Source organism: Mesorhizobium sp. P2_B11, from assembly GCF_056404855.1.
Map to the genome: position 1 here is coordinate 430,259 of NZ_JBFUDF010000002.1, position 14,460 is coordinate 444,718.

Consider the following 14,460-nt stretch of genomic DNA (forward strand, 5'->3'; position numbering starts at 1 on the left):
CGCCAGCAGGATGGCCGTTCGCAACCCCGCTGATCGCGCTCCGTCCATGTCGCCGCGCCGGAGCCGCAGCCAGGCCTGCACGGCTGCGGCAAGGACGAACACGGCGTAGAGCCCGCCTGCAGCCCAAACGAGTTGCTCGCCCGTCACCGGAACACCGGCGCGATGCAGTGCATCGCCGATGGCTGCTCCGGGTATCGCGATGAAGAAGGCGACCGTGATGCCGAACAGGAAGCCGATCATCGCGCCGGGACCCGATGCTGCCGACAGCGCGACCACCACCGCCAGCAGGATGAGCAGGATAATGAATGCGCGTTGCGACACTGCCGGGAACTCCGCCAACTGACGACCGTGTAGCAGCAATGGCTTAGAAATCCGTTCCCGTCGCTGGCGTGCGAGGATTATTGCCCGCGCTTTGCCGGCTTCTACCTCTATTACCCAAGCCGCAGGAACGTCGCGCCGAAACTGCGCGTGCTGATCGACCATCTGAAACGTTGGCAACGATGATGCCTAAAATGGGCGACTGCTGTAGTGGCGGCTCAACAATGTGCGTTGCCGCTCAATTGACATTTGCGTAGCCGCTCAACGGACATCTTTGGGAGGCGGGAACCTGGAAGGTGCCGTCTACGCCTTTGCAGTTGCGGAATCCTCGTGGTGTTTGCGCCGCCTTTGATCTCGCTGGCGGCCGTGGCTTTGCCGCCTGGCGCTGTTCCCGTCTCGGCTTGACGCGGACCACCGGGGCAGGCTTTCGCACCCTTTGCGGCGTGGCGTTGTCCTGCCGCTTCGGTTCCGCTTCTGTCGCCTGCCGGGCGCGGTAGCTCTTCACGGCCTCGTCGGACTCAAGCTGCAGGGCGACATATTGCTTGCGGGTCAGGAAGGTTGTCGCGGGCAGGCTGTTTTCCTCTTGCCAGCGGCCGATAGCCCGGCGCGTTGCGGCGCCGAACGTGCCGTCGGCATCGTCCAGGTCGTAGCCCAGCGCCAGCAACCTCTCCTGCAGATCGATCTTTTCCCGGCGATCGAGCCCGATCGTCTCTTCCGTCAATGCCGTTCCGGCCTCGTTGTCGGCCCCCGTCGCTGCCGGTGTTTCATTCGCGGTGGTGGATCGCGACGCGTCGTCTTGCGCGTTGGCCACGACCGGCGGCGCCTTCTTGAGTTCATCCATGTTGATGCGGGCAAGCGCGGCGAAGGCGCCGTTGGGAAACTGCTGCAGATAGGCTTCGTAGTGGGCCACCGTGTTGCGCTTGGAGGCTTCGTCCCACACGCGCTGTTCGACTTCCCATCCCCGCGGGTCGGGCTCAGCGGCCTGGCTCGGCGTCTTGCTGTCCGCAGCCTGCAAAGATGGAGCGGGCGCTGCGGGTGCTGCCGGCGCTTGCGGGCCGATGAACACCTCGCGGCCGAGCGAGGCATTGTGCCACGGCCGCTGGCGGCCATTGGTTTCGGCCGTCACCTCGCCCCGCACGCGGGTCAGCGCGCTCTGGATATCGACGCCGGGCTCCGCCAGGTGTTTGGCAAGCGACCTCGTATAGGGGCTGTTGGCGCCATTGCCGTCATAGGACACCGCACCGGGATCGGTCGCGTAGGCGATCAGCACGCCGCCCGTGCCGACATCGCTCGACGCGATGTCGACCGCTGCAAGTCCGGGAGCCGTAGTCGAGCGGGTCTTCGGCAACGAGGCGGCGAGCGTCCTGGCCAGAGGATTGTCTCGGCAGGCGTCGAGAATGACGACGCCGACGCCCGGATCGGGCGGCAGGGCGTCAAGCAATTCGTCGATCTGAATGGTGCGGGTTCTGAGGTGCGCCGGCGCCGTCAACTCGGCATCGACCGGAACCAGGTAGTTCTTGCCATTCACCTGCATGCCGTGGCCGGCATAGTAGATCACCGCAAGGTCGGCATCGTAGGAGGCTTCGGTGAAGCGGTTCAGCCGGTCATGCATGCCGGCATAGTCGAGGTCGACGCCTTCGACGACCTTGAATCCGGCCCGGCGCAATGTCTCGGCCATCAGCCGTGCGTCGCTGGCGGGATTGGCGAGCGTCGGCGCATAGACATATTTGCTGTTGCCGATGACCAGCGCGACCCGACTGCCGCCCGCAGCCAAGGCTGTTGCCTGCATCAGGTCGGCTACGACCAGCAAAAGCAAGCCAGCAATGACGCCCCAGAACCTCATCGATCGTGCCCACAATCAAAGATGCGGTTCTGCTAACATAACCTCTGCCGTGCATTTCGTATATGAAATAGCCCACTCTCTCGTGGGCCAGTGGCTGGGGGTGCCTCAAGCTTCGCGTATCTGGCCACTCTCGGCCCATAGGAGGCCCAGTAACTTCGTTCCTATGATGCCCGCGCGATTTCCCGCGCTGTGGCCAGCTAGAGATCGCTCTTCCTGACCTTGCCGTAAACGATATTCCGGTTCGAGCCATAATATACGTGCGCTTCGAAAGAGCTCCCGCCGAGGGCGGCATCGATGATGTCTCGCATGTCGTCAGCCGAGCGCAAGATGAGCGGCCAATCCATGAAGGTCTCCATGTAGCCATCCGTCGTGATCTCGTCGCTGAAATTGGCAAACAGGAATTCGCCACCAGGCTTGACGAGTTCCATGGCTCTTTGCAGCAGGCGGACGCCGATGGCACGCGGCAGGTAATCGTAAAGGCCCGATGCGTAGACGAGGTCGAATGTGCCAAGAGGGTAGGCGCGACGAAGAATGCCGCGCACAGAGCCGTGGATTGCCTCGACTGCCGTGCCGGCAAAGTCGTTGTTCACCGTGGCTACGCTGACGGGGTCCTGGTCCAGGCCGATCCAACGTTGCAGTTTGCGCTTGGCCAACGCGTCGGAGCGTTCGGCTTCCCGCAGGTGGCCGCAGGCGATCGCCAGTATCTCCGCCTTTTCTACACAGCCGGCCGTCTCGTCCACCGTCCTGGCCAGAATATCGCGCCGCTCGCGCCCCGCCACCGAACTGGCAGCTTCACTGGTGTACGCGTAAATTCGCCGACCAAGTAAGGTCGATGAAGCCACGGTGTCGTCGGCAGCGGGATGCTTGTAGTAAATGTCCAGCAGGCCCGCATCGCCTGAATACCCGCGCGGCTTTTCGACCGACCAACGCGTGAACGGGTCCTGGATCAAATATTCCGCCACCCGGTGTTGCTGAGCCAAAGGGACGAGTTTCTGCCAGACCGCGGGAGCTACCTGCCGGCGGAGCTTATGGAGCCTGCCTGCCAGGCGGTCGACGGTGAGGGCGGCCGGTTTGTGCCGCGCGAAGGCTTGATCGGCAAGATCCAGTATCAGCGCCAACTGGGCCGCGCTGTTCCTCAACTCGTCGGCGTCAACCGTCTCTCCAGAGGTGGCGGCATGTTTCTTCATCCGGCTGGTGGTGACGAGGCTGTATTCGTCGAGCTGCAATTTTGGGTCGATGGGCATGCCGTTTCTCCGGGTTACCCCCGCCCGGTCCACGGCAAACAGCATAGGTGCGTCGCCGCATGATGCGAACAATTTTAATAAAATTTTAATAAAACTTTAGCCAATCGAACGGTCATCCACCTCCTGAACCGGCTAAATCCTAACCGCCCGTTTACCATCGGTTAGCGACATCCGACTTTTCCTGCGGACAGTGGTGCCTTCATTCTCCGACGGCGGGCGACCTCGGCTATTGCATTCGCTACTGCAGATCGCGGAGGAGCGTTGCAATGCAACTGAGCGAGGACGTTGCCCAGAAGGTGGCGGCAGCGATTGCCCGACCGCGGTGGCATTCGGCCGATCCGGAACTCCTGGCGCTGTTCCTGCAGAAAGATGCCGATGAAAATCGCAGTCTGGTGCGATGGGGCATTGCGGCTGCTGTAATCAGCTATGTGGCCTATGGCCTCTTCGATTGGTTTCTTTTTCCCGATATAGCCGGTCGGCTTGTTTTGACCCGCGTTACGCTTGGGATCACGTCCCTGGCGCTTGTCGAATTTGTCGCCCGACGCGGCTTCGCCCTTACCACCTTGCACCTTGTAGCAGCGCTGGCGATTGTATCCGGCGCCCTTGGATGGCTCGTATCCGCTCTTGGAACAGAGCATCAGGAAGCTCTCTCCCATTTCATGATTTTTGGCACCGTGTTCATCCTCGGTGCGAATCTGTTCTTCAACTTCCGGTTTTGGCTTTCAGCGATTGCCTCCGCGACGGTCGCCGCAAGCTTTGTGTGCGCCGCGCTGTTCTTCCTCCAGGCCGATATCGTGGGCCGGGTCGTGCTGTCGGCCTATTTCGTGAATTCTCTGGTGTTGTCGTTGTATCTCTCCTGGCGACTGAGCCTGGAGCGATATCAGACGTTCCTGCACGCACTTCGGGCACAGCTCCAGGAACAGGCTGCGATAAGGAAGGGGCAGAAGCTAACCGAGATCGCCGACACCGATCCGCTCACGGGAATGAAAAACCGCAGGGCGATCATTCGAGAATTCTCGGAGCTGCGCGAAGACTGGGCGGCGGACGACGATGAGATCGGCCTCATTCTGATCGACGTCGACTACTTCAAGAGATTCAACGACGGACTTGGTCATCAGGCCGGCGACGATTGTCTGATCAAACTCGCCCACATCCTTTCCGAGCTGGCGGCTTCCAACAACGCCGTCGCGGCCCGCTATGGCGGAGAAGAATTCGTCATTCTCTGCAAGGTCACCGGGCGAGCTCACCTTCGTGACATAACGCAGCAATTCTGTCGCGCTGTGGAGGACCTGGATATCTACCACCCCGATCGGGGTGACAAGCTCAACATCGTCACGATCAGTGCCGGAGCCTCGATGACGCGCGCCGATCAGAGCATAGAACTTAGAGTCCTGCTGCAGGAAGCTGACCGTGCACTCTACGCGTCCAAGTTTGCGGGTCGGGCTACGTTCACAATTTACGACCCGCACGCCACCGGGCCGGATCGCTCCGGCGAAAATCTTTCAGAACTACTGAAGCTGGCAATTTCCAACCAGCTTGTTTCTGTCGCCTACCAGCCAATTCGCGACCTGACGTCTGGACGAGTGCTGGGCCACGAGACTCTGATGCGGATATGTGACTTCGACGGCACCATGATCAGTCCGTTGGTGTTCATACCCGTTGCCGAGCAGACCGGAGCGATCGTGGAACTGGGCACGTGGCTGATCGATCGAGCCTGCGGTGACATGGCAGAATACGGATTGGGCTCGGTCGTGACCGTGAACGTATCTGTTCTCCAACTCAAGGTTCCCAACTTTTCACTGCGGGTCACCGAAATCCTTGCTCGGCACGGCCTTGCGCCACAGAAACTGGCCATCGAAATCACCGAAGGCAGTGACATCTTTCTGGAGGCGCAAGCGGTAAGAAACGTGGAGCGGCTGCGAAAATTGGGCGTTCAGATCTGGCTGGACGACTTCGGAACGGGATTTGCCGGCCTTACATGGCTCCGCCGGTTCAAATTCGACGTTGTCAAAATCGATCGCAGCTTCCTTCACGATTGCCAGACCTCTCGCGGCTTGAGCCTGTTGCGGGACATGGTCGGACTGCTTCGCAATCTCGGTCATGTCGTGCTCGCCGAGGGCGTTGAAACGGAAGAGCAGTACATGTTGCTGCAGCGCCTGGGGGTGCATTTGATGCAGGGCTTCCTCACCGGGCATCCGGTCCCGATCGAAGAAGTAGAGCAAATCAGGCAAGGACTCGTTGCCTAGCAGCCGCCGATCAAAGATCGAAATGAGCACTAAGCGGGATCTTCCGATGGCCGGAAAGCAAGATGGCGGAGAGGGAGGGACACTCTCCTCCAAGGCGCTGAACCCCTTGCATCCCTTGACATCCGGCCATTGGGGACTCATTTGTGGGGCACCATCGTGGGGCACCGGGGTACAAAATGGCCAATCCAAAGCAATATCTTGAATGGCACGGACAGCAGTGGCGAGTCCGCATTAAGGTGCCGGCGAAGGTGCGGGATTTGATTGGTCGAGGCAAGCTAACTCATCCTCTCCACACCGCCGACCTTAAGGATGCGGATGCCCGCAAATGGCCCATTGTGTCTCGCCTCAAGGGGGCCATTGCGGCAGCCGAGAAAGTGTTGGGGACGAATGATCCGTTGGAGGCGGAGGCGCTGCGACATCGGCTTTCGATGGACGATGAGGGCACTCAATACGCAATCAATTTGCGGGCCCATCAGATCGAGGAGACCAAGGGCCTAGACACGGCTAAAGCGTTCTTCGCGCTCGCCAGCGGGCAGGTCACCCCGCTTGACCACCATGCAGCCGAGTTTCTGAAACACCAGGGTTACCGCCTCAAATCTGAGGGGGATTTCCGGAGAGTTCTGGGATGGCTCGGTGACTGGCTACGGGACAGCCGGCTCCCAGTTGCTCTTGAAACGGTGCGACGCGTTGAGGCCGGTAACTTTATCTCGGAATCCCTTGTGGTGGGGAGGGGCCGGCAGAAGGCAACCGCCTATCTCGGGTTCATAAAGCAGTATTGGGTTTGGCTCCTTAGCAAGGGGCATTTGGCAGGCGAAAATCCGTGGGCTGGCCAATCGCTTCCATCAGCGCCCAGACAACGGCGTGAGGCCGAACCAGACAAAGGCAAGCGGCCCTTTGCGGATGGTGAGGTGGCAACCCTACTGGCGGGTGACGCCGGCCCGCTGCTCAATGACCTGATGCCTATCGGAGCGCTGAGCGGAATGCGCATCGAGGAGATTTGCCAGCTCCACGTTTCCGACTGCCGCCATGAGATGTTCAGCGTGTGGGCAGGAAAGACTGACAACGCCCGCCGTACCGTGCCGATCCACAGCGGCCTTAAAGAGATCGTAAACCGGCGTACGGCAGGCAAGAAGGACAGCGACTATCTGTTTGATGACTTGCCGCCCATCCCCAAGTCACGTGAGACACGCTCTGACCCGGCGGCCAAGCAGTTCACGCGGTATCGCCGCAAGGTTGGGGTTGATGAGCGCCCGAACGACAAGGCCAAGAGCAACGTGGACTTCCACTCGTTCCGCCGCTGGTTCATCCGGAAGGCGCGTGATGCCAAGCTTACGGGAGCCGAGGGCTTTGACGAGTGGACCATCACGTGGGTAGTAGGGCACACCGATAGCGAGCGGGCCAAGAGCCTAGACCTAAGCCAGCTCGGCTACGCCGGGCAGGACCCTGAGCAGGCGAAGAGGGCGCTTGTGGAGGCCGTGAAGCTACCTAGCCTAAGAAGCGCAACCTGAAGAAAATAACTGGTAGCTTTGATGAGGGTGGACTTTACTTTCCTCACGCAACCGTCTTTTCTGGCAAGAAAGGATGGGGCCATGTTACTTAACTGGCAGATACGCGATTTCAAAAGTTTTAAAGGCCACAACGAATTTCCGTTGGCTCCGATAACAATACTTTGTGGTGCCAATAGCTCAGGCAAGAGCAGCGTAATACAATCCATGTTGCTCATAAAACAGACGCTGCAACATTCGGCGGCTGGACGAGCAATTGCGCTCAATGGACCTTTGGTCCGATTAGGAAGCTTTAGCGACATCGAGAACTTCTCTTCGAAGCAGACTGCTACTCATCATTCGCTGGGCTTAGGTTGGCATCTTAGTCGTCCAACTGATGAAAACCAACCAAATAACTTGTTAGTTTCGGGACTCGAATCCATCGATGACCTCAAGGTTTCCTTCTCGATTGATGTCTCGGGTGCAAAGCAAGATCGAGAGGCTTTGGAACTTCAGCCGAACTTAACCGGTGTCCAGACTTCGGGGCATTTTTTTGACTCAGAGGGTAACGATCACAATTTTAGTATCAATGTCTGTAGATCGTCGGGAAAAGGTCGAAAATTCAATTATAGCAAATCTTCTCTAGAGGGTGTGTCAGATCCTTTCGCTTATACCGTGCGCGATTTGGATGACGAAACCAAAGCAAGAGCAACCGAAGGCTATCCAAAAGGAAAAATTGTTGGTTGCCAGCTAAGGTATTTCATGCCTTCTGCGCTGTTTGTTCGATTTGATAGAGGAAAACTGACGGCTCAGCAATTATACAACGCCATCTCAGTCGGACGAGCGAGCAGGCGGCTCTACAGCTTGGAGATACCAGCTATCGTCGCAAATATCTTGCGTGACATCGCAAAAGAAATTGCTTCCCCGCTACTTCCGATAGACCATTCACCTCTCGGAAATGCCGACCATCCCTTAGTAATCTCGGACTATACCGCAGCTATCTCTGGCTTTAACCCTGGGTATCGCCGCCGCTTTCTAAGTGCTGTTGACGAGAACAAAGTTCGAATTGAACGGGCGCTGCTAAATTATTGTGGTTCGGAGTTGCTCATAACGGCCTCGCGGCTCGATACCTTGCGCGAGTCCTGGCAGATGAATGACGCTTTTTTCCGCTTCTCCCTCCACTATGTCGGTCCATTGCGAGATGAGCCACGACCGCTGTATGCACTGCAGGCACTGTCGAGCCCGACCGATGTTGGGCCAAAGGGTGAACTGACGGCGGCTGTTCTGCACTTGAATGAACGCCGACCAATCACCTACGTTGCGGCAAGCTCCTTTGCGGAAGATGAAGTTAGAGAAGTTGTCAAAACTGGGACTCTAAGGGAGGCTCTTCTCGACTGGTTGATTTATTTGGGCATAGCGTTCGATTTCCAAACCTCGGAAAAAGGAAAATTTGGTCATGAGCTTAGGATAAAAACTGATGACGGTATGGAATTTCAAGATCTCACTAACGTAGGCGTCGGAGTAAGTCAGGTTCTGCCTATACTAGTTAGCTGTTTCTTGGCTACGAGAGGCTCCACTATCGTATTGGAGCAGCCGGAACTGCATCTTCACCCGGGCACTCAGGCTCGATTGGCCGACTTTTTCATAGCGATGGGGATGCTGGGTAAGCAATGCATTATAGAGACACATGGCGAACACATAATAGAACGGTTTCGGCTTCGCGTGGTGTCGGACATGGATGACTCGATACGGGAGATGACTAGAATTTACTTCTTCAAAAAGAGGTTTGGTAATACTGTTCTTAAGAGCGTAGAGCTCACAAAATTCGGTGCGATAGTCGATTGGCCAGAGGACTTCTTTGATCAGTCGCAGAAGGAAACAGAGAGGATCATGTCGAAGGCGCTTGAGCGGCGCCGAATAGAGTCCGCGAAAAGAGGCAGGACAGTTTAGTGCTGCCGTCCGTGGTCCTTGACCCATCTGTTTTCTGGATACTTGACGACAGCGATTCTGGGGATAATCGGCAGGAGTGGCTTACTAATTGTTTTGCTTGGCTAACGTCCGGGCTCGCACATGGTCTACCAGTTTTGGTTCCATTCACTGCTGTGCATAAGATATTCGATTTAGGTTTTTTGCCGATCGAGTCGCACCTGAGGACCATGTTCGCTCAACACGATCTTTCCGAAGTGATCAACGCGGGTGAGTTTGCTGCTGTGATCAATCGGGCGCTCACCAATCTTCCCGATCTCTTAGACGTTGGCTGGATAAATTACGCTCTTTTTGAAGATGTGACAGTTATTGAGGACATCACCGCTGAGGTGATTCCTGACGACCTTCGCGAGCTATCTCTTGATAGCATCGCTTTCGTAGCCGCAAACCAAGCTGTTGCTCCACCGCGATTCATCTACGCATTTCCGAGGGCAGGTAATGAGATTGACGGTGTCGCGGTAACGTTGAGGGTCGTCGCGGTCGATCCCGAAGATGAGTCGGAGAATTTGGGCGGAATAGTTGCGTCCGATGTCATGGTGGCGAATTCGCCCCGGCAAATCGCTAGCCTGCTTGATCCGCTTGCAATCTGGCAAAATGCGCAGTCTGACCGCGAAATAGCGATTGCGATCGCCGCAGCTGTGGCCAACTTACCTGGACAGATCGGGCCGCCTGTCAAATTTGCAATTGGGACAGGGTTTTGTGGTTCTCTCGATGCGAATGCTTGTTTGAATGGAGGTTCCTCATCTTTGACGCTGAGTAAGTGCGCCCAATTGATTGCTGCGGCGCCGAACCTCAGTGTTGAAGATTTTAGGGAGACCGGCTCACAGCAATCGCCTGCTAGAACTAGGCCGAGAGACGGTGCGCGAGCAAAGCGGTGTCACCTGACTACTGGACACGCTGGACTGAGACTCCTTTTCTGGGAGCTTGCGGACGGTTCCATCGAGTTGGCAAATGTGGGACCCAAGAACGAACTGATAATCTTGTATGGAGACCCTTAAGGCCGGCGGCCGAAAAAAGGGGGCTCTTATGTCAGAGGGCACTATCGTGTGGGGAATGCTGGTTTCCCCCCCCCCCCCCGCCCCCCTGTTGGTCGCTGGATTTGCCAGAATTCATCAATGTCGAGACCGACCCTGTCTGTGTGGTGATGGCCTTTCGGGCAGCAATTCGGGGCGAGACGCAGTCTCACTCGGGCAAGCCCATGTGAGTCTGCCAAATGGCCCGCTGCGATGTCTCACATGAATGGTCTCTTGACATCTTCCCGTTGTGTCTCACATAATAGTCTCACTTGATCGCCAATGGGAGACCCAATGCTATGACCACATCCGCACTAGTCGGCTACGCCCGCACTTCCACCACTGACCAAAAGGCAGGCCTTGAGGCCCAGCTTCGCGACCTTGAGCAAGCCGGATGCACCAAGGTGTTTCGCGAAGAGATTTCGTCTGTGGCGACCAAGCGGCCACAACTTGCCGCCGTGCTTGAATGGGTTCGCGACGGCGACACGCTGGTTGTGACCAAGCTGGACCGACTGGCACGCTCTGTGACCAACCTTGTGGAGATCACCAAGCAACTTAAAACCAAAGGCGTGGGCCTGCGCATTCTCGGCATGAACCTAGACACCGCTACCGCTCAAGGCGAGCTAATGGTGAATGTGTTTGCGGCCATTGCTCAGTTCGAACGGGAGCTGATGCTAGAGCGGCAACGGGAAGGCATCGCCAAGGCCAAGGCCGAAGGGAAGTATGCTGGCCGCCAACCTACAGCCCGCCGTCAAGCCGACGAGGTGTTGCGCCTCAAGGCCGGAGGGAAGTCCGCCAACGACATCGTGGCGGCTTTGGGAATCAGTCGTGCCTCAGTTTTTCGGATTCTGGCGGACAACGCGCAGCGACACGTTACAGCTTAGTAGGCGTATTTGCGGTTATGATGCATTTCACAAAGAGCTGGCGGCGGGCTATTTCTTGGGTTGCAACTTTCCCAACGTCTTCTCGATTTCGTCGATTATGCTCTCAACGTTCAACGCGCTTCTACGCGCCATCCGATAAAAGTCCTCTAGCCGTGAATAACGAGGGCTGTATGGGTCGGCCCTAACGAAATCTAACTGCTTTTCACCTTCGTATATCCCGACCGAGTATCCCTCGACATCGTTCTCTTGATCAGACCACTCCCAAGTCGATATTGTATATTTACCAACATTCACGTAAAATGCCATGTTTCGGATAGTCCATTGTAGGCGGCCATCCTCGGTCGCGGCTTGGACGGCAGGAAGCATTTCTTCAATTGTTTTCACTATTTTATTCCTTACTTTGACCGCGCCAGCGAGCTTTCCCAACCGGTAACGGTCTGCATTAGGCCATCCACCGCACGGTAGACGTGGGCTTCTTGGTATTTGGTGTCGCCGGCGCGAGCCCAAGCCAAATGCTTCTCAATCGTGCCGATTGCGCGGTTGACCGATTCAATCTCGTGCGACCTTCCGGGATCGCCGTGGCATTGCAGACGAAGAGACCGCTTCAGGGGTCCGAAGAAGGCGGAACCAAGACCGAAATCACGCGAGTGGATCATCTGTAAAAAGGTAATCAACTCGGCGCTTGCGTATGCAACGTTGGCCGTGTCGATCTGAACTTTGAGATGAGAGACTGAGTCTGCTGCCTTGTTCGCGGATCGTTTGGCTGCGACTGCCTGCCGAAACGTAAAGAAAAGACCTCCGACAGTAAGGATGGTGCCAACCCATGTGACTATCCCCACCGCCGCGTCGGACAGAAGCGCGTCGATCAAGTTGCGTATTGCCCCCATAATGCGATGGTCTAGCATGGAGCCATTAGGGGTGCGAGATACTTGAGGGAACGACCTTCGGAAAAATGTGCAATCTCTACAACATCACCACCAGCCAAGACGCCATCCGTGAGTGGACCCGCGCCATGCGGGACATCATGGGCAACCTTGAGCCCTCGCTAGACGTCTATCCCAACATGCCGGGCGTAGTGGTCCGCAATGCCCCCGATGGGCAGCGTGAGCTTGCCAAGCTGCTCTGGGGTATGCCGACGCCGGCCGAGCGGGTGAAGGGCAAGGCGGACTATGGCACCACCAACATTCGCAATCCGCAGTATGGCCATTGGCAGCAGTATGTTGGCGTCGAGCATCGCTGTGTGGTGCCGGTGACGAGCTTCGCAGAGCCCAGCCCAACCCCTGGAGACAGGGACCCCGAAACAGGCATTCAGCGAAACTACTGGTTTGCCCGTGGCGAAGATTGCCCGCTGTTCTTCTTTGCTGGCCTTTGGACGCCGTGGCATGGGGTTCGCAGGGTCAAGGACGGCCCAGGCGACTTCGAGCTTTACGGGTTTATGACGACAGCGCCTAACGCTCTCATCAAGCCGATCCATGAGAAGGCCATGCCGGTGATCCTGACCACGCCTGAGGAAGCCGAGACGTGGCTGACCGCGCCATGGTCGGAAGCGAAGCGGCTACAGCGGACTGCCCCGGACGACGCCCTTATGATTGTCGAGAAGCCGGCCACGCAGATCAAGTTTCCCACTCAAGTGCCACCACCTCCGGCTCAAGGCTCGCTGTTCTAGCCTCTCGCCTTCTGTAGGACCCAAATGTAGCCCTTCGGTGGGTGGTCTTGGTCAATGAACTGAGTCCTGACTGATGTGTCCATTCGACTGCACCGTTTGCATCTGAACTTGATGCCCTCCAACGGCTTGTTCCATCCCACCACCTTGGCCACATCGTTCGCCTTAAAGCGGCCCACGTGGTAGCAATGGCCGCATTCCACGATTAGCAGCATGTTGGCCTTAGCGGCCCGCCCAACGCTGTCCATTGGCCCGGCCATAGGTCACTTCCGCGTAGAGTAGTCCTCGGGGAGCGGAAGCAGGCCAAGATGCGCTGCCCGGTAGTCGGGCTCCTTCTCCGCCACTGTGGCGAGCACCTCGTGCAACTTCTCGACAAGCCCGTAAAGCTGCCAGAACAACGGGCCGCTCGGATTGAGATGCAACTGCGCCGCCAGCAGCGTTTCTCGAAGGTGAAGCGCGTCCAAAATGATCGCCTCCGCGTTACGTGCGAATAGCCTGTCGTATCGACTTTTTCGTCTGCCCATCGCGGCTCTCCATGCCTGTGAGTAACCGCCCCACCCATCGTCAAATAGGAACACAGTCCTCGCTGAGTCAATTCCAGCTTGACAATTTTGTTCCGTTTTTGTTCACTGCGCCCATCAAGCTTTTGGAGCAATCGCCATGGACCGCATTGTGACGCTGGACAGCCGCCAAGAAGCCGCCCTCCAGTCAATCGCAGACAAGTTCATTGCCCAGCATAAGGGGGACTCGGTGAAAGCCCTCAAGGAGATGATCGTACTCAATGGTCACCTCCAGGACCGCTTGGACGCGCTCACCGCACCACGCCGCGCAACACGCTAGGAGGGCACCGCAATGGGCATCATGCACCTAGACGCCGTAGCCAAGGCCGAACTGCACTCTGAAGCTGAGAAGCTCATCGCCCGCTACGCCAGCCCGCTTGAGACCGTGAAGGCGCTCATGGCCTACAACTGCGAGCTTGAGACTCAGATACTCGCCATCGCCCACCGGCATCCGGGGATAGTTTCTATCGGGTACGACGATACGCCGCCTGTTGTCGGATGACAGCCGCGGGCATCCTATCGGACCCGATGTCGCCGTCCAGTGAATGGGAGCTTGCTGCCGACGAGGCTATTGCTGCCCACGGTGGTGACGCTAGGGCGGCTGTGCAGGCGCTCCTTGCCACCAATGCATCCTTAGAGCGCGAGGTGGCCTTATGGGCTCCGGCGGTGAGCTATGGCTTCAGCCGGGGGTGGCACCGACGAAGGCGTGGAGAGACCGAGTAACGAGTCTCCTAGGAAAGTACCCACTATGTCAGACAACATCCTCCCGCAGCAGAAGATGCCGAAGCTGATCGTTGTCACGGCCTTCGACCGGGATGAGGGTGGCGACCTATATGCAGTCTATGGACCTGCTGAGCATCAGACCGAGGACCGGGCCATACGCACCGCAAAGGCCTTGGCGTCGAAGCACGCGGGGGTCATAGCGTGGTCACGTGAAGCCAACCCGTCGCTTGGGGAGTATGGCGAGCCGACGACGCTCTTCCATGGCGGCGACGTGCCAGACATGGAGTGACGCCCTAGTCCTACCGAATGAAGACGCCTGCCTCTTTGGTGGCTCCGATGAAGGCCTTGCGGGAGCTAGGTCTATGGCCGGATGTGCCGGTGTGTGCCTGACCGAGGCCGTGGTCTGTGGTGGGTAGGCTCTGTTGCCGAGCGGCTTCCCTAGAGCTGGTGGTCGAAGGGAGGGCACCTGCCTGAGGTTAGGGGTGTCTCGCTCGTA

13 protein-coding genes and 1 pseudogene are annotated in these 14,460 nt (G+C 57.7%); 10 read left to right on the plus strand and 4 right to left on the minus strand.

What is annotated here, in order from left to right; all coding sequences use genetic code 11:
* Positions 1-393: 393 nt before the first annotated feature.
* Positions 394-504 (plus strand): annotated as a pseudogene (locus tag AC1DYJ_RS06415) (LysR family transcriptional regulator); the annotation flags it as partial.
* Between the two features lie 52 nt (positions 505-556).
* On the opposite strand, the gene AC1DYJ_RS06420 reads toward AC1DYJ_RS06415, so the two are convergent.
* Both AC1DYJ_RS06420 and AC1DYJ_RS06425 read right to left on the minus strand, forming a co-directional pair.
* Complete coding sequence (locus AC1DYJ_RS06420; protein ID WP_477286437.1) at positions 557-2,161, minus strand: caspase family protein; 1,605 nt, start codon at positions 2,159-2,161, stop codon at positions 557-559.
* A 197-nt stretch (positions 2,162-2,358) separates the two neighbouring features.
* Positions 2,359-3,405 carry a class I SAM-dependent methyltransferase gene (locus AC1DYJ_RS06425; protein ID WP_477286439.1) on the minus strand — a complete coding sequence of 349 codons (1,047 nt, stop codon included), beginning with the start codon at positions 3,403-3,405 and terminating at the stop codon, positions 2,359-2,361.
* A 266-nt stretch (positions 3,406-3,671) separates the two neighbouring features.
* Between AC1DYJ_RS06425 and AC1DYJ_RS06430 the strand changes: the two genes are divergently transcribed.
* The 5 genes from AC1DYJ_RS06430 (at position 3,672) to AC1DYJ_RS06450 (ending at position 11,018) form a co-directional block, all read left to right on the plus strand.
* Positions 3,672-5,651, plus strand: coding sequence for a putative bifunctional diguanylate cyclase/phosphodiesterase (locus AC1DYJ_RS06430; RefSeq protein ID WP_477286441.1), 1,980 nt, complete (start codon positions 3,672-3,674; stop codon positions 5,649-5,651).
* 176 nt (positions 5,652-5,827) lie between these two features.
* Positions 5,828-7,159, plus strand: a complete 1,332-nt coding sequence (locus AC1DYJ_RS06435) for a DUF6538 domain-containing protein (protein WP_477286443.1) — start codon at positions 5,828-5,830, stop codon at positions 7,157-7,159.
* A gap of 81 nt (positions 7,160-7,240) precedes the next feature.
* On the plus strand, positions 7,241-9,085 hold the full coding sequence (locus AC1DYJ_RS06440) for a DUF3696 domain-containing protein (protein WP_477286445.1): 1,845 nt from the start codon (positions 7,241-7,243) through the stop codon (positions 9,083-9,085).
* Positions 9,085-10,119, plus strand: a complete 1,035-nt coding sequence (locus AC1DYJ_RS06445; protein ID WP_477286447.1) for a hypothetical protein — start codon at positions 9,085-9,087, stop codon at positions 10,117-10,119. The genes AC1DYJ_RS06440 and AC1DYJ_RS06445 overlap by 1 nt, the downstream gene beginning before the upstream one ends.
* A 314-nt stretch (positions 10,120-10,433) precedes the next feature.
* Positions 10,434-11,018, plus strand: coding sequence for a recombinase family protein (locus tag AC1DYJ_RS06450; RefSeq protein WP_477286449.1), 585 nt, complete (start codon positions 10,434-10,436; stop codon positions 11,016-11,018).
* 395 nt (positions 11,019-11,413) lie between these two features.
* On the opposite strand, the gene AC1DYJ_RS06455 is transcribed toward AC1DYJ_RS06450, so the two are convergent.
* Positions 11,414-11,887, minus strand: coding sequence for a hypothetical protein (locus tag AC1DYJ_RS06455; RefSeq protein WP_477286451.1), 474 nt, complete (start codon positions 11,885-11,887; stop codon positions 11,414-11,416).
* A gap of 83 nt (positions 11,888-11,970) precedes the next feature.
* On the opposite strand from AC1DYJ_RS06455, the gene AC1DYJ_RS06460 reads away from it, so the two are divergent.
* A complete protein-coding gene (locus tag AC1DYJ_RS06460; RefSeq protein ID WP_477286453.1) occupies positions 11,971-12,684 on the plus strand; it encodes an SOS response-associated peptidase in 714 nt (237 codons plus the stop codon).
* A gap of 260 nt (positions 12,685-12,944) precedes the next feature.
* Here AC1DYJ_RS06460 and AC1DYJ_RS06465 read toward each other — a convergent pair whose 3' ends face one another.
* Positions 12,945-13,205, minus strand: a complete 261-nt coding sequence (locus AC1DYJ_RS06465; protein WP_477286455.1) for a hypothetical protein — start codon at positions 13,203-13,205, stop codon at positions 12,945-12,947.
* A 136-nt stretch (positions 13,206-13,341) separates the two neighbouring features.
* Here AC1DYJ_RS06465 and AC1DYJ_RS06470 point away from each other — a divergent pair, with 136 nt between their 5' ends.
* The 3 genes from AC1DYJ_RS06470 to AC1DYJ_RS06480 all read left to right on the plus strand — a co-directional run bounded on the left by AC1DYJ_RS06470 (position 13,342) and on the right by AC1DYJ_RS06480 (position 14,253).
* Positions 13,342-13,521 carry a hypothetical protein gene (locus AC1DYJ_RS06470; RefSeq protein ID WP_477286457.1) on the plus strand — a complete coding sequence of 60 codons (180 nt, stop codon included), beginning with the start codon at positions 13,342-13,344 and terminating at the stop codon, positions 13,519-13,521.
* Positions 13,522-13,533: 12 nt separating this feature from the next.
* Positions 13,534-13,743: a hypothetical protein gene (locus AC1DYJ_RS06475; protein ID WP_477286459.1), complete on the plus strand. Its 210-nt coding sequence runs from the start codon at positions 13,534-13,536 to the stop codon at positions 13,741-13,743.
* Positions 13,744-13,989: 246 nt separating this feature from the next.
* A complete protein-coding gene (locus tag AC1DYJ_RS06480; RefSeq protein WP_477286461.1) occupies positions 13,990-14,253 on the plus strand; it encodes a hypothetical protein in 264 nt (87 codons plus the stop codon).
* Positions 14,254-14,460: the final 207 nt, after the last annotated feature.